The following is a 13,992-nucleotide window of genomic DNA, read 5'->3' as shown; positions in this document are numbered from 1 at the left end:
TCCACCATGTACGCCGTCAAAATCCCCGAGGACTCCGAGGTTTTCGGCCCGTCCGGGGCATCAGCCTTTACCCGCTTCGGTTACTCAGCCGCCGTCCGCGCGGGCAACCACCTCTTCATCGCGGGGACGATCGGCCGTCGCCCGGACGGAGAGATCGCGGAAACCATCGAGGAACAGACCGAGATCGCACTCCGCCGGATCGAGGAAATCCTTCGCCTGGAAGGACTCGGACTCTCCGCGCTGGTCGACATCACGAGCTACCATGTCGACATCCACCAGCACCTGCCTGGTTTCCTGGAAGCCAGGAAGCGCCTCGTGACCGCCGAGCCCTACCCGGCGTGGTCGATGATCGGCGTCAGCGGGCTCGCCAGCCCGGGACTGCTGATCGAAATCCGCGCCACGGCGGCCTATCCGGAGTAACTGTCCTCAGTGGACAGTCTCCGCGAGCGCGGTCCGCAGCATCCGCCCGGCCGCGGCGCGCGGAGCCGGGTCGACCGCGATCAGCGCGTTGACCACGGCCCCGTCGACCAGCGCGACCAGCCGGTCCAGTTCGTCCTTGGCCACCGGCGTCCCGGAACGGGCCAGGATCTCCGTCAGCAGTTCGTTGAGCTGCTGGGACAGCGTCCGCATCAACGGGCGCAGATACGGCCGCCGCCCGGTCGCGACCAGGCGTTCGTAGCGCAGCAGGACCGCCTCGGCGTCGGCTTCCGGATCGCCGCTCTGCGGGCCGAGCAGCATGTCCAGCACGAGTTCCACGGTCGCCTGCACGCCCCGGTTCCGGGTCGTCAGGTCCTCGAGCTGCCGTCGCCCGTTCGCCAGCTCGGTCTGCCCGTGGTGCTCCACCGCGGCGGTGACGAGCTCTTCCAGCGAGTCGAAGTAGTACGTCGTGGACGCCAGCGGCAGGCCCGCCCGCTCGGCGACCGCACGGTGCCGGACCGCGTCGAAACCGCCCTCGACCAGCAGCTCAGCGGCGGCTTCGACGAGCGCGGCCCGTCGTCGCTCGCCCTTGGGAGTGGTGGCTGCTGCCGTCATGTCCGGTTATTCTGCCAGCCGCTCCGGCGACCGCCGATCAGAACCGGGCGGCCAGCGAAGCGGCGACGCGCGCGAGGTCGGTTGCGTACGGTGCCGAATGCCCGGAAGTCCCCGGCACGCTGACCAGCACGAGAGTTCCGCCGCTGCCGGTTTGCTGACGCACGGTGACGGCTCCGGCCGGTTGCGTGGGCACGTTCACCGCGGCGCCGCGAGCGAACACCGCTGCGCCGATCGTCCCGCCCGGAAGCGGGAACCCGGCACCGCGCGACGACGTCGTACAAACGCTGCCTGGGGAAGCCTGCGCGGCATTCAAGTGGCCTGGGAGCTCGCCAGCGAGGGCAGTGGCGAGCTCCCAGTCCACCCGTCCGCACCCGGAGGTGCCTTCGACCCGAGGGCCGGTCCTCCCGGTTTCGCCGGCTCCCTGCCGAGACGGCTGACCCGGGAAGTCATCCCCATTGCTGAAAGGACGCGCCGCCGACCCACCGGGTTGCACCGGCGCGGCGACGGAATTCGCGCTGGAATCGGACTTCTCGCTCGAAACTCCCACAATTCCCCAGGTGCCGAACCCGGCGGCCACGACCACGGCCGCCGCGCCGACGGTGATCCGGTTGCGCCGGCGCAGCGTCTCGCGCTTCGAACGGCGCACCACGTCGTCCACCGAGAACGTCGGAGGCGGCACCTCGCCGGGACCGGCGGAGAACAACGTCTCGGCTTCCCGCTCATCCATTGGTCTCCACCTCCCGTTCCAGCACCTGGCGCAGATTCGCCAGCCCGCGCGCCGTCTGACTCTTCACGTTGCCTTCGCTGCAGCCCAGCGCCGTGGCCGCGGCCCCGACGTCCAGTCCGTCGAAGAACCGCAACACCAGCACCGCCCGTTGCTTCGGCGGCACTTCCTTCAGCGCCGCGAGCAGGTCCTCGCGAGTCGCGACGCGTTCGGCCAGCCCGGGACTGTCGTCGACAGGTTCGGGCAGCACCTCGGTCTGCCGCTCCCGCCGCCACGGACGGCGGGATTCGTCGATGACCGCGCGCACGAGCGTCTTGCGCACGTACGCGTCGGTCGCCGCGCGGTCTCTGATCTTCTTCCACCTCCGGTGCAACGCGACGAACGCCGTCTGCGCGAGGTCGTCGGCCTTGTGCCAATCGCCGCACATCAAATAGGCAGTCCGGCGCACGGCGTCCCTCCTCGCGGCGAAGTACTCCGCGAACTCCTGTTCGTCGCGCTGGTCCACGCGCTTTGCAGCTCCGCTCTGGCCATGTCCGGTGAAGGGACGGATCCGGGGGCGTCCACGGTTGCACGTCCGGCCGGAAACGTTCCACCCCCCGCCGCATTGATGCCGCGCCCACCTGTGTGATGTGATCGGACTGTGACCATGACTGGGCAGCTGATCGACTTCCGTTCCGACACCGTCACCCGCCCGGACGCGATCATGCGCGCGGCCATGGCCGAGGCCGAGGTCGACGACAACGTCATCGGCACCGACCCGACCATCGCCGAACTCGAACGCCGGGCCGCGCAGACGCTCGGGATGCCCGCGGCGCTGTGGACGCCGAGCGGGACGATGGCGAACCTCATCGCGCTGAGCGTCCACCTGCGGCGCGGCGACCGGTTCCTCGCCACCCGCGGCGCGCACGTGCTCACCAACGAACTCGGCTCGGCCGCGTGGCTGGCCGGCGGCATGCCGGACATCCTCGAACACGACGCGGGCCCTGGCCGGTGCCTGCCGGAAACGCTGGAAGCGGCGATCGGCAACCCCGGTCCGTACTTCACGCTCCGCACCACGCTGTTGTGCCTGGAGAACACGCACAACGCGGCCGGCGGCGCGGTCACTCCGCCCGACGAGCACGCGCAACTGCTGTCGGTCGCGAAGCAGGCCGGGCTCACCGTGCACCTCGACGGCGCGCGGATCTGGCACGCGGCGGTCGCGTTGCAGGTGCCGCCCGCCGCGCTGACGGTCGGCGTGGACTCGGTGTCGGCGTGCTTCAGCAAGGGCCTCGGCGCGCCGGTCGGCTCGGTCGTCGCGGGCAGCGTCGAGTTCGTCGAGCAGGCCCGCCGGATGCGGCAGATGCTCGGCGGCGGCGTGCGTCAGGGCGGGGTGCTCGCCGCGGCGTGCCTGGTCGCGCTGGACCGCGTCGACGAGCTGGCCGAGACGCACGAGTTCGCGAAACGGCTGGCCGACGGCCTCTCCGAACACGGCTGGGACGTGCCGGCTCCGGACACCAATATCGTTCTCGCCGGGGTGCCGGACGTGCCGACCGCGCTGAACTGGCTCGGTTCGCTCGGCATCCAGGCCCTGCCCATGGCGGGCAAGGTCCGGTTCGTGACGCACCGCGACCTGTCGTCCGCCGACATCGCCGAAGCACTGCGCCGGATCAAAGCCGGCGCCTGAAACCCTGGGGGACTCGGGTGACCAACTGGATCGTGTTCGACTACGGCGAGGTGCTCAGCCACCGCACCGCCGCGATACCGAAGCTGGCCGCCGCGATGGGCGTCTCGCTCGAGACGTTCGAGCCGGTGTACTGGAGCGTGCGCGACCCGTACGACCGCGGCTGCCCCGACCTGGAGTACTGGACGTCGATCGGCGACCAGCTGGGCGCGAAGGTGGACGACGCGCTGTCGGCCGAGCTGACCGCGCTCGACGTGGCGGGCTGGGGACAGCTCGCGCCGGGATCGCTTGACCTCTTGCAGTCGCTGTCCGACGCCGGCGCCTCGCTCGCGCTGCTCTCGAACGCGCCGTCGGCGTTCGGCGTCTGGGTGCGCGAGCAGGAGTGGTCGAAGCTGTTCAAGCACACGCTGTTCTCCGGCGACGTGAAGGTCGCCAAGCCGGACGCCGAGATTTTCCAGCTGCTGCTGGACAAACTGGGTGCCCAACCGGACGAGTGCCTGTTCTTCGACGACCGCCAGGTCAACATCGACGGCGCCCGTGCGGTCGGAATCCGCGCACACCTGTGGGACGGCGCCGAGGCCGCCCGAGCCGCACTGGCCTGAACGGCGAACGGCTCCCGCACCGTCTCGGCGCGGGAGCCGTCTCGTCTGCTCAGTATGGTTCGGCGCCGGTCAGCGGCTGATGCGCTTCGACTGCTTCTTCCCGGTGATCGCCCCGTAGGCCGCGGTGCCCAGGAACAGCACCCCGCCGATGATGCCGATCCACAGCACGGCCTTGAACAGGAAGCCGATCACGGACCCGATCACCATGAAGGCAATCCAGGCCACGACGAGCGCTCCGACGATCTTCCAGAACATGGCTCCTCCGATGCCGTTTCCGCGCCACGTCGGCCCGGTGCCCTCCAGCGTGCCATCCGTGCGACGGAAACTCTCTACGCTGGCCCAACGTTCAGGGACATCTCCGGGTTCCCCTGACCGGATTCACCCCAGCCAGCCGCCGAGCCGGCGCAGCCCCTCGGTCACGTCCTCGGTCGCGCCCGCGAAGGAAAACCGCACGTAGCGGCCGCCGTCCACCGGGTCGAAGTCGATCCCCGGGGTGATCGCGAGGCCGGTGTCGGCGAGCAGCCGCTGGCACCAGCTCAGGCTGTCGGTGGTGTGGTCGGAGACGTCGGCGTAGGCGTAGAACGCGCCGTCGGCCGGGGCAAGCTTGTCGAGACCGATCTCGCGGAGCCCGGCGAACAGCAGGTCGCGGTTGCGCCGGTAGTGCTCGACGTGCGCGTCCGCCTCAGCGTACGACTCCGGCGTGAACGCCGCGACGGCCGCGTACTGCGAAACCGCCGGTGGGCAGATGGTGAAGTTGCCGGTGAGGACGTCGACCGCGCGGTGCAGGCGCTGCGGCACCAGCATCCAGCCGAGCCGCCAGCCGGTCATCGCGAAGTACTTCGAGAACGACCCGAGCACCAGCGCTTCCCGGCCGTACTGCCAGGCGCAATCGAGCTGCTTGCCGTACGAGATGCCGTGGTAGATCTCGTCGCTGATCAACTGCACGCCGTGCGAAGCGCACCAGCCGGAGATCGCGGCCAGCTCGCCCGACGGCAGCACGGTCCCGGTGGGGTTGCTGGGACTCGCGACGATGAGCCCGTCGATCGGCCCGAGCCGGTCCAGCTGCTCGACGGTCGGCTGGAAATTCGTCTCGGCCGTGGTCGCGAACTCGACGACCTCGCAGCCGAGGACGTTCAGCAGATTCCGGTACGCCGGGTAGCCAGGACGGGCCATCGCGACCCGCGCGCCGGGGTCGAACGCGCTGAGGAACGACAGGAGGAACCCGCCGGACGAACCGGTGGTCATCACGACGTCGGAGGCGGACACGTCGATGTCGTAGGTGCGCCGGTAATGCCCGGCGACGGCCTCGCGCAGCTCAGGAATGCCGAGCTGCTCGGTATAGCCGAGGGTGTGCTTGCCCAGCGCTTCCTGCGCCGCCCGCAGCACCGCGGCCGGAGCGGGCACGGACGGCTGCCCGGCGGCCAGCGAGATCAGGTCGCCGTGGCTGCGCTGCCGGGCCTGGGCCGCGGACAGCACGTCCATCACGTGGAAAGGAGGCACGCCTGCCCGCAACGCGGGCCCGCCGAAAGCACCGATGTCGACCATGCGGCCAGGCTAACCGGCGGAACCGCGTGCGGGGTGTGCCGTCAGTAACCGCGGTACGCGCCGCCGTGCGCCATCGCCGCGATGCCCGGGACGTTGGACATCGAGCCGTACCGGTCGAGCGAGTACCGCACGCCGGCGATGATGTTGTCGACCGGGTTGTAGATGTTGTCGTGCCCGGGCAGCTTGTGCGCGTTGAACGTCGAGTCGATGCACTGCATCAGCCCCTTGGACGGATGCCCGGCCGCGGCGTTCGAGTCCCAGTTGTTGATCGCGTTCGGATTGCCGCCGGACTCGTGCTGAATGATCGCCCAGATGTTCTTGATGTCCGCGTCGGTCACGTTCACACCCGCGGCCTGCAGTGCCTTGATCGCTTCCTGGATCCACTGCTGAACGTTGCCGGGCGGAGGCGAGGAGGGCGGACCGCCGCTCGGGCCGAGACCGCCGCCGCCACCGCTGGCACCACCGCCACCGCCGCCGTGGTGACCGCCCCCGCCGCCACCGCCGCCGCCGTGTCCGGTGTGCAGACCGCCGGTGCTCTGCGGAACGGTGCCGTCCGAGTTGGGGAGCGGGACCTTCGAGTAGCCGCCCTCGATCTGCGTCTTCATCAGGTCTTGGGACTTCTTGACCATGTCGTCGGCCTGCTTCAGCAGGGGGTCGATGGTCTGCTCGGCATTGGTGGCGTCGGTTTGGTTGTCCTGGTTCGCCTTGTCGATGATCGACTGCGACGTCGGACTGGGCGCCGGGCCCTTCTTGTCCGACTTGGCGTACTCGGCCTCGGCGGCCTGCGCCTTCTGCGCTTTGTCCGACTCTTCCTTGATGCGTTTGTCGATGTTCGACTTGGCGGTGTTGAAGGCCTCGGTGACCTTGCTCTTGATCCCGCCGAGGTCGCTCGACAGCTGGGTGAGGTCCTTGCCGACCTCGTCAAGATGCCCCTGCACCTTGTCGCCCGCTTTGGTGATCTGCGTGACGTAGTCGAGGAAGGCGTCCGCGGCCGGACCCTCCCACACGCCGCCTGCCAACGACTTCGTCGTATTCGTCAATTCTTGGCCGTGATCGCCCGCACGCTTCGCGGCGTCGCTGAACTGCTGCCCGGCTTTGCTGATCGCGTCCGGGTTGATCTTGTCGACCTTCTGTGCTTTTTCGACCACGCCGTTCCAGTTCGGCGGGTAGTCGATCAGCGCCATGCTCTTGCCCCCTCGTGCCTGCTCAGCGGTCTTCGTGGACGGTCAGGTCGGTCTTGTGGACCTGATCGGTCTCCTGGATCAGCCCCGCGGCCTTCTTGATGATGAAGCTGGTCGCCTCCATCAGCTTCCCGGCCGCGTCGAACTCGCTGTGCACGCCCTGTTTGAACGTGCCGACCGCGCCGTGCACGTCCTTGGAGCCGCCCATCGTGCCGAACGGGCTTTCCGGCTCGTCGTCAACGCCGGTGAGGTGCTTCTTGGACTTTTCGAACTCGTCCTTCAGCTTCTCCACGTTCCTGGCGGCAATGGCCATGGAATCCGGGTCGTAGACAGGCACCGTTCGTCATCCCCTTCGCGACACTCGCTTCCCGACCAGTTCGGACGCTCCGCTCACCAGGTCGGTTCCCCTGTTTACTCTAAGACTTCGGACGCGTGCCGTGTGCAGTTCTGTCCGACTTCGGGCCGCGAACCCCCGAACCGGGTTAGCACGTGGTCGAAACGGGAGAAAACGGTCAGCCGAAAGCGTCAAATCGCGGCTTGCAACTCCCGCACCCGCTCCGCCAGCACCGCGTTGTCCGCCGGGCTCACCGTCGCCCAGGTGTGCCCGTCCGAATCGTCGGTCAACTGGAATAGATACCGCCCGGAATCGGTGTCGTAGAACGCCGCCACGTGCGGCGAGCGGCGCACCGTGCCGTCCCGCAGGACCCGTTCCGCGCAGAACTGGCCGCGGGCTGCCTGTCCCATCAGCATGCCCGCCAGTTCCTGCGCTTCCCACAACGCCACACCCCGGTCTTCCAAGGCCGTGACCAGCGCTTTCGGATCACCTGCGGCAGCCGCGTCGGCGGCGACGAGCGTGCTGTGCGGTACCGAGACCGACTGGCCGACGCCCGGGTCGAGCGATCCGGCCACCGTCACCGCGGCGTCGGCCAGCGCGCTGGCGTCGGCGGGGATCAGCCACACCTCGTCCCGGTCGACCACCGCGAGCACGGCTTGGCTCCCCCGGCTCACCGCGCGGCCGCGGATCTCGCGGTCCGCCCACACCCACACGTCCAGAGCTTCCCGCGGACGCGCCAGCAAATGCAGTTGGTCGAGCACCGTCCCGGAAGGACGGCGGCCACGCGCCAGTCGTCGCTGCGCGAGCGAATCCCAGACGGACTCGATCAGCTCGGCCCGTTCGGTGTGCGTGCGCCCGGGCGACGGAACCGCGAGCGCGGCCGGACGCCCGCCCAGGTCCAGCGATTCCCACAGCACATCGAATTCGAGGGCGGTCAGTACCAGGTTCACGGCCGGCGCACGTCTCCCGTGCCGTCGCCGAGGACGTCGCGCGTCACCATCCGGCCGTCGGCGAACAGGTCCTTGTCGTCGACGCCGAAGCGGCGCACGTGCTCGTCGTCGCTTTCCTGCGGCGCGGCTTCGGAGAGGTACTTGGCGTCGCCGCCGCCCGACTTCGGCGCGATCTGCTCGGCTTTCCGCAGTGCGACGGCTTCTTCCTCGGGAAGCTCGTCCACCGGCAACGGCCGGACCGGGCCCTTCGGCTGACCGTCTTGCCCGCGGCCTTGCCGTTCGCGGTCGCCGGAAAGCGCGCCACCGGCCACTCCCGCGCCCAAAGCAGCGGCGCCTGCCCCGATTTCACCGGCAGACGCGCCACCTGCGCGCGGAGCCGGGGCGTTGCCGGGGGTTTCGGCGACGGGCGGCACCGGTGCCTGTGGGACGCTGCCGACCAGACGACCTCGTTGCAGCGCTTGGTATTCCTGCCCGCCAGCGGGATAGCTGCCGCCCGCGGCACCGCCGAGGTTTCCTCCCTGGCCACCGACCGACGAACGACCGGATCCGCTTGTGCCGCCGAGACTTTCGGAACTGCCCACGGTTCCGCGGCTAACCGGACCGCTCTCGGATCCGCTGCTCGTCCCACGCGGGCCAGTCGGCAGGAATGTGCCGGACTGCCCGGGCCCGCCCGGAACCCGCGTCCCGCCTGAACCACCCGAAGTGCTTGGCGCGCTGGGGATTCCCGGCCCGTTGGTCGAACCGACCGAGCGCGGCGGATTGCCGTGCGGCGCCGGTCCTGTCTCCCAGCCCGCAGGAGGCGGCGAGGACGGCGGCACGTAGCTGGCCGCGACCACCGGCGCGACCGGCCGAGGAGCCGGTGCCTGCGAAGCCGTGCCGTACGCGGGCGTCGGCGGATCCACGACCGGCGGGGCCGGAGGTGGCGGCGGGGGAACGTACTGCGATTTCACCGACGCCGCCGCGGGCTGCACCTGACCGTCCGGCGTCACTTCGACCGCCGCGGCCGCGCGGTCGACCGGGCTCGGACCGCTGCCAGGCTGGACCATCGCGAGCGACTGCGGCTGGCTCAACGGTTCGGTGGACAGCAGGTTTTCACCGCTCTGCTGGGCGTAAGCGTTCAACGCCTCGACCGCCTGGCCGCGCGCGTTGTCCGCCGCCTGCACCTGAGCCGCGTGATCAGTCTCGAACCCGAGGAAGCTCGCCACCGAATCGACGAGCGTGAGGCTCTCCGCGCCTTTGCGCACCGCGGCCGGGTCGGGCAGCTTGTACTTGGTGCGGTTGAACGCTTCCCCTTGCGCGAAAAGCATTTCCGCGGTGTGCGTGACCTTCTGCATCGCGTCCTGCGAGAAGCCAGCCTGGTCCGACAGCACCTGGCCGGCCTGTCCGCCCGCCTGGCTCTGCCATTCGACGCCGAGCTTCGCCAGCTGGTCGCGCAGCGTGTGGTCGGTGCTCGCGAGCGCGGTCGCGATTTCCCGCAGCGCCTCGACCGCGGTGGCGATGCTGGCGATGCCGTCGCCGGTGCCGAACTTCTCGATCTCGTCGGCGATGGCGGTGTCGGTCCACCCGTCGAAACGGTGGTCGCGGATCCTGCCCGCGAGTTCGGAGATCTCCACGCGCCCTCCCTAGGTCCGGTTCTTCAGGCCCTGCACGGCCAGGCCGGCGGCCTGGGTGGCGATGTCGCACAACTGCGGCTGGCTGAACGCGCCCGCGGTGACCGCGAACTCCTGTGCCACCATGGTCTGTCCCGCGGCGACGCCGACGAGCACCTCGCAGTCAGCGGGGGTGCCCGCCGCGCGGTAGTTCGTGATCGCCGGATAGCCCTCGACGCTGGTCGCCGCGGTGGTCATGCTGTTCTTGCGCCGCGATCCGGTGAGCCACTCCTGCACGTCCGCGTTGACGATCCGCAGGTGCAGCGCGTGGAACGGCTCGGTCTTGTCCGAATCGAACACGCAGGTGGGCCCGTCCTTCGGGTCGGCGGCCTTGCGCGGCACGCTCGTGACCTTCAGCAGGTCGAGCTGCGCCTGGCCCAGCAGGTCGCACGGATCGGTACCGGCGATCGGCAAGTCCGACGGCCGCGGCGGCAGTGCGGCCGCTTTGGTCTGTTGCGCCAGGGAACTCATCGCGGGCTGTACGGGGTACGCGGTGCCTTGCTCGCCTGACGAGCAGCCCGCGACCCCGAGCACCGCGACGACGACGAGGAGCGGCTTAGTGGATGCCGTGCGCACCGCGGTCCCCGAACGCCGCAGCCTTGTCCGCGTCGCTGGCCTCGTACGTCTTCGCTGCTTCGCGCAGCTGTCCGACAAGCTTGTGCAGGTTGGCGACGTACGCGCGCACCTGTGCGGCGTACGACTGATCACCTTCGGCGACGACGGTGTTCCACGCAGCCATCGCGTTGACGCTCACCGTGTCCGACGAAGGAGTGTCGACGCGCAACTCGCCCAGCCGCGTGAGGAGCTTGTCTTCGAGCGCGCTGACCTGCTCGTCGACCACTCGCGCGACCTCGAGCAGCTTCGCCGGCTCGACCACGATGTCCGCCACGCCCGGCGCTGCCGGAACCGACGAAGCCAGGTCGGTGAGCGGTGTGCTTCCCGGCATGCGCTAACCCCTCCCGTGATACGGACAGTGACCGTACGGACCCGTTTCGAGGCTACCAACCGGCGCGTGAACCCGAGGCGAACTTCGTGGAGAAGCTGCTTAGACGGGAGCGCTTACTTCCCCGTTGGCCGCGCGCAGTGCGATATCGGTGCGATGGTGCGAGCCAGCGAGGTGTACGCGCTCGACAGTCTCGTACGCGTGCTTACGCGCCGCCTTAAGCGTCTTACCAGTGCCGACGACGGACAGCACGCGTCCGCCAGCCGAGATCACCGCACCGTCGTCGCGACGCCGCGTACCCGCGTGAAGCACGCCTTCGATCTCACCGCCGGTGATGACGTCACCAGTGCGCGGCTTGCCCGGGTACCCGTCGGCAGCGATCACGACGGTGACCGCGGCCCCTCCCGACCACTCCAGCGGCGGCAGCTCAGCCAGCTTCCCGGTGGCCGTCGCGTTCAGCACGGTCGCCAGCGACGTACGCAGCAGCGCCAGCACAACCTGGGTCTCGGGGTCGCCGAAGCGGCAGTTGAACTCGATCACCTGCGGGCCTTCCGAGGTGAGCGCGAGACCGGCGTAGAGCAGGCCGGAGAAGGGGCTGCCCCGGTCGGCGAGCTCGTCCACCACCGGCTGCACAACCCGCGCGACGACGTCGTCCACCAGGTCCGCCGGTGCCCACGGCAGCGGCGCGTACGCACCCATGCCGCCGGTATTCGGGCCGGTGTCGCCGTCGCCGACGCGCTTGAAGTCCTGCGCGGGCAGCATCGGCACCACGGTGCGACCGTCGACGAAGCAGAACAGCGAGGCCTCCGGGCCGTCCAAAAAGGACTCCAGGAGGACCGGGTGCCCGCCGTCGAGCAGCATCAGCGCGTGCTTGCGCGCGACCTCGACGTCCTGGGTCACGACCACGCCCTTGCCAGCGGCGAGACCGTCGTCCTTCACGACCCAGGTGGGCCCGAAGCGCTGAAGCGCGGCGTCGAGGCGCGCGGGAGTGTCGACGACCTCACTGCGGGCTGTCGGCACCTTCGCGGCCGCCATGACGTCCTTCGCGAACGCCTTCGACCCCTCGATGCGCGCAGCCGCGGCAGACGGTCCGAAGCAGGCGATGCCAGCGTCGCGCACCGCGTCGGCGACGCCCGCGACGAGCGGCACCTCCGGCCCGATCACGACGAGATCGGCCTTCCATTCCTTGGCCAGGGCAGCGACGGCCTCCGGCTCGGCGAGCTCGACCCCGAGCTGCTCCGCGACCGCAGTCGTGCCGGCATTGCCGGGGGCGCAAGCGAGCGCCGTGACCGCGGGGTCGCCTGCCACCGCGAGGACGAGTGCATGCTCCCGGGCGCCGGAGCCGATTACCAGTACGCGCACGCCGGACAGCGTAACGGTGCGTGTCGCGCCGCGGCAGCGCGCCGTCCGCGACCCCGGCCCGGACCAGGTGCGCGACTGGTCCGGTGCCGGTCGGCCGGTGTCCGGATTCACCCGCCATCCACCGTTTACCCGGTTGTCAACCGCCCGTCCGGCTGGTGCCGCGCGCCCGACGCTTGCGGCGGTGAGGGTGACGCGGTAGTCGTGGCGAGCTGCGGATCGCCCGGTAGAGAAAGGTCCCCCCATGAAGCGCAAACGCCTCGGCGTGCTCGCCCTGTCCGGTCTGGCCCTGCTCGGCGTCGCGGGTCTCGCGATCGGCCCGGCCTCCGCGAGCGAGGAGACGGCCGCGGGTGCGGCCGCGCACGGTCCCCGGCACGATGGCCCGGTGATCGTCGGACACCGGGGCGCGCCCGGCTACCGCCCGGAGCACACGCTCGCGTCGTACGAACTCGCCTACCGGATGGGCGTGGACTACGTCGACGTCGACCTGGTGCCGACCAAGGACGGCCAGCTCGTCGCCCGGCACGAGCCGGAGATCGGCGGCACCACCGACGTCGCGGCCCACCCGGAGTTCGCCTCGCGCAAGACCACGAAGGTCATCGACGGAACAAAGATGACCGGCTGGTTCACCGAGGACTTCACCCTCGCCGAGCTGAAGACGCTCTACGCGAAGGAGCGGATCCCGCAGAACCGGCCGAACAACCAGCTCTACGACGGCCGCTACCGGATCGCCACCTACCAGGAGGTGCTCGACCTGACCCGGCGGCTCGGCCGCGAACTGCACCGGACGCTGGGCACCTACCCGGAGGTCAAGCACTCGACGTACTTCAGCTCGATCGGCAACCCGACCGAACCGAAGCTGGTGTCGATCCTCAACCGCAACGGCCTGAACCGGCCGAACGCGCCGGTGATCATCCAGTCGTTCGAGGTGTCGAACCTCCAGGAGCTGCACAAGCAGGTGCGGGTGCCGCTGCTGCAGCTGACCGAGGCGAAGGGCGCTCCCGCCGACTTCGTCGCGAAGGGCGACAAGCGCACGTACGCCGACCTGATCACGCCCGCCGGCCTGCGCGAGATCGCGAAGTACGCGAAGTACCTCGGCCCGGAGAAGGGCCAGATCATCCCGCGCGACGCGCAGGACAACCTCGGCAAGCCGACCACCCTGATCGCCGACGCGCACCGCGCTGGCCTTGAGGTGCAGCCCTACACCTTCCGCAACGAAAACCCGTTCCTTCCGGCAAACCTGCGCTCCTCGGCGAGCCCGAGCGCGTTCGGCAACGTATTCGCGGAGGAAGCGGCGTTCCTGAAGGCCGGAGTCGACGGATTCTTCGCCGACCAGCCGGATACCGCGCTGGAATCGGTGCGGGACTTCGCTGGTCGCTGAGTTTTTCTTCGTTTCTCCCAGCCCGCCGGGGACGTTCGTGTCTCCGGCGGGCTTTTTCGCGGTTGTTCAATCATCGCGACGGTGGAGTGCGCCGCGAAGTTCGCGAGCGATGGTTCGCTGCAACCGCCGCAGGATCTTGATCGTGTCCTCGTCCGAGTAGCCGGTCGTGATTGACCAATCGCAGCCTGAGCCGAACACGTCGCTGGCGAAGACGATTTCGGTCGCCACCAACACCCGCCGCCAGTCCCGAGTGCTGAGCGGATCGCCAGCGGTGAGCGCCGCATGCAGACGATTTCCTTCTTCGTGCAGATCAGCCACGTTCCGGAAGCCCATCGCCACGGCGAGCGCCTCAGTGCAATGTGCTGGCCCACGCCACTCATTCAGTCCGCGACGCAGCACTTCGCGTTCTTCGTCGGCCAGCTCGATCGAGACCAGCTCTTCGGCGTTCACTCGCTGATCATGGCCTGCGCAATCAGTCACCCCAGAGACGACCGGTTCGAGTGATGCGATCTCGAACAATTGTTCGAGATACTGGTCCCATGTTGATCACTCAGACCCGAGCAGCCCTGCGCCGTTCGGAGGAGCTTCCGCCCAGCGACCAGCGAAACCTTGACACCCGCGAACGGAGAGGG

Annotated in this window: 17 protein-coding genes; 4 read left to right on the top strand and 13 right to left on the bottom strand. The window is 69.4% G+C overall.

The genetic code is table 11. The features are described from left to right. Positions 1-6 precede the first annotated feature (6 nt). Positions 7-420, top strand: a complete 414-nt coding sequence (locus FKO37_RS04865) for a RidA family protein (RefSeq protein WP_238603828.1) — start codon at positions 7-9, stop codon at positions 418-420. Positions 421-426: 6 nt separating this feature from the next. On the opposite strand, the gene FKO37_RS04860 is transcribed toward FKO37_RS04865, so the two are convergent. The 3 genes from FKO37_RS04860 to FKO37_RS04850 are packed head-to-tail and all read right to left on the bottom strand — an operon-like array spanning position 427 to position 2,261. Next, complete coding sequence (locus FKO37_RS04860) at positions 427-1,032, bottom strand: TetR/AcrR family transcriptional regulator (RefSeq protein WP_134670276.1); 606 nt, start codon at positions 1,030-1,032, stop codon at positions 427-429. Between the two features lie 37 nt (positions 1,033-1,069). Then, on the bottom strand, positions 1,070-1,759 hold the full coding sequence (locus tag FKO37_RS04855) for a hypothetical protein (RefSeq protein WP_238603827.1): 690 nt from the start codon (positions 1,757-1,759) through the stop codon (positions 1,070-1,072). Beyond that, positions 1,752-2,261, bottom strand: coding sequence for a SigE family RNA polymerase sigma factor (locus FKO37_RS04850; protein WP_037808752.1), 510 nt, complete (start codon positions 2,259-2,261; stop codon positions 1,752-1,754). Before FKO37_RS04850 ends, FKO37_RS04855 begins: the two co-directional genes overlap by 8 nt. A 141-nt stretch (positions 2,262-2,402) precedes the next feature. On the opposite strand from FKO37_RS04850, the gene FKO37_RS04845 reads away from it, so the two are divergent. After that, positions 2,403-3,419 carry a low specificity L-threonine aldolase gene (locus FKO37_RS04845; RefSeq protein WP_238603826.1) on the top strand — a complete coding sequence of 339 codons (1,017 nt, stop codon included), beginning with the start codon at positions 2,403-2,405 and terminating at the stop codon, positions 3,417-3,419. Positions 3,420-3,436: 17 nt separating this feature from the next. Continuing rightward, on the top strand, positions 3,437-4,018 hold the full coding sequence (locus tag FKO37_RS04840; RefSeq protein WP_238603825.1) for an HAD family phosphatase: 582 nt from the start codon (positions 3,437-3,439) through the stop codon (positions 4,016-4,018). Positions 4,019-4,087: 69 nt separating this feature from the next. Here FKO37_RS04840 and FKO37_RS04835 read toward each other — a convergent pair whose 3' ends face one another. The 9 genes from FKO37_RS04835 to purD all read right to left on the bottom strand — a co-directional run bounded on the left by FKO37_RS04835 (position 4,088) and on the right by purD (position 11,982). Then, positions 4,088-4,273, bottom strand: coding sequence for a hypothetical protein (locus FKO37_RS04835; protein ID WP_043834731.1), 186 nt, complete (start codon positions 4,271-4,273; stop codon positions 4,088-4,090). Positions 4,274-4,396: 123 nt separating this feature from the next. Then, entirely contained in the window at positions 4,397-5,563 is a 1,167-nt protein-coding gene (locus tag FKO37_RS04830; protein WP_238603824.1) for a pyridoxal phosphate-dependent aminotransferase, read from the bottom strand. A gap of 41 nt (positions 5,564-5,604) precedes the next feature. Next, positions 5,605-6,747, bottom strand: a complete 1,143-nt coding sequence (locus tag FKO37_RS04825) for a transglycosylase SLT domain-containing protein (protein ID WP_238603823.1) — start codon at positions 6,745-6,747, stop codon at positions 5,605-5,607. A gap of 22 nt (positions 6,748-6,769) precedes the next feature. Beyond that, positions 6,770-7,081, bottom strand: a complete 312-nt coding sequence (locus FKO37_RS04820) for a hypothetical protein (protein WP_037808762.1) — start codon at positions 7,079-7,081, stop codon at positions 6,770-6,772. Positions 7,082-7,269: 188 nt separating this feature from the next. After that, positions 7,270-8,028 carry an ESX secretion-associated protein EspG gene (locus FKO37_RS04815; protein WP_037808765.1) on the bottom strand — a complete coding sequence of 253 codons (759 nt, stop codon included), beginning with the start codon at positions 8,026-8,028 and terminating at the stop codon, positions 7,270-7,272. Continuing rightward, positions 8,025-9,641 carry a PPE domain-containing protein gene (locus tag FKO37_RS04810; RefSeq protein WP_037808768.1) on the bottom strand — a complete coding sequence of 539 codons (1,617 nt, stop codon included), beginning with the start codon at positions 9,639-9,641 and terminating at the stop codon, positions 8,025-8,027. The genes FKO37_RS04815 and FKO37_RS04810 overlap by 4 nt, the downstream gene beginning before the upstream one ends. A gap of 9 nt (positions 9,642-9,650) precedes the next feature. Continuing rightward, positions 9,651-10,253, bottom strand: coding sequence for a DUF3558 domain-containing protein (locus FKO37_RS04805; RefSeq protein WP_037808769.1), 603 nt, complete (start codon positions 10,251-10,253; stop codon positions 9,651-9,653). Next, a complete protein-coding gene (locus FKO37_RS04800; protein WP_037354127.1) occupies positions 10,234-10,623 on the bottom strand; it encodes a PE domain-containing protein in 390 nt (129 codons plus the stop codon). The genes FKO37_RS04805 and FKO37_RS04800 overlap by 20 nt, the downstream gene beginning before the upstream one ends. A 99-nt stretch (positions 10,624-10,722) precedes the next feature. Then, positions 10,723-11,982: a phosphoribosylamine--glycine ligase gene (gene purD, locus FKO37_RS04795; RefSeq protein ID WP_037808770.1), complete on the bottom strand. Its 1,260-nt coding sequence runs from the start codon at positions 11,980-11,982 to the stop codon at positions 10,723-10,725. Between the two features lie 241 nt (positions 11,983-12,223). Between purD and FKO37_RS04790 the strand changes: the two genes are divergently transcribed. Next, a complete protein-coding gene (locus tag FKO37_RS04790) occupies positions 12,224-13,360 on the top strand; it encodes a glycerophosphodiester phosphodiesterase (RefSeq protein ID WP_134727661.1) in 1,137 nt (378 codons plus the stop codon). 66 nt (positions 13,361-13,426) lie between these two features. Here FKO37_RS04790 and FKO37_RS04785 read toward each other — a convergent pair whose 3' ends face one another. Continuing rightward, the gene (locus FKO37_RS04785) at positions 13,427-13,810 is read right to left on the bottom strand and encodes a hypothetical protein (protein ID WP_238603822.1); all 384 of its coding nucleotides are present in this window, start codon (positions 13,808-13,810) and stop codon (positions 13,427-13,429) included. Between the last annotated feature and the right edge of the window lie 182 nt (positions 13,811-13,992).

The sequence above is a fragment of the Amycolatopsis sp. Poz14 genome, assembly GCF_006704225.1.
GTDB classification, from domain to species: Bacteria; Actinomycetota; Actinomycetes; order Mycobacteriales; family Pseudonocardiaceae; genus Amycolatopsis; species Amycolatopsis nivea.
This window is presented reverse-complemented; position numbering and strand designations above follow the sequence as displayed.

Bases quoted from the DNA above. Each gene is read 5' to 3' on its own strand.
- FKO37_RS04800 (WP_037354127.1), bottom strand. From the start codon at position 10,623: ATGCCGGGAAGCACACCGCTCACCGACCTGGCTTCGTCGGTTCCGGCA.
- FKO37_RS04790 (WP_134727661.1), top strand. From the start codon at position 12,224: ATGAAGCGCAAACGCCTCGGCGTGCTCGCCCTGTCCGGTCTGGCCCTG.
- FKO37_RS04855 (WP_238603827.1), bottom strand. From the start codon at position 1,759: ATGGATGAGCGGGAAGCCGAGACGTTGTTCTCCGCCGGTCCCGGCGAG.
- FKO37_RS04865 (WP_238603828.1), top strand. From the start codon at position 7: ATGTACGCCGTCAAAATCCCCGAGGACTCCGAGGTTTTCGGCCCGTCC.
- FKO37_RS04835 (WP_043834731.1), bottom strand. From the start codon at position 4,273: ATGTTCTGGAAGATCGTCGGAGCGCTCGTCGTGGCCTGGATTGCCTTC.
- FKO37_RS04860 (WP_134670276.1), bottom strand. From the start codon at position 1,032: ATGACGGCAGCAGCCACCACTCCCAAGGGCGAGCGACGACGGGCCGCG.
- FKO37_RS04825 (WP_238603823.1), bottom strand. From the start codon at position 6,747: ATGGCGCTGATCGACTACCCGCCGAACTGGAACGGCGTGGTCGAAAAA.
- FKO37_RS04830 (WP_238603824.1), bottom strand. From the start codon at position 5,563: ATGGTCGACATCGGTGCTTTCGGCGGGCCCGCGTTGCGGGCAGGCGTG.
- FKO37_RS04845 (WP_238603826.1), top strand. From the start codon at position 2,403: ATGACTGGGCAGCTGATCGACTTCCGTTCCGACACCGTCACCCGCCCG.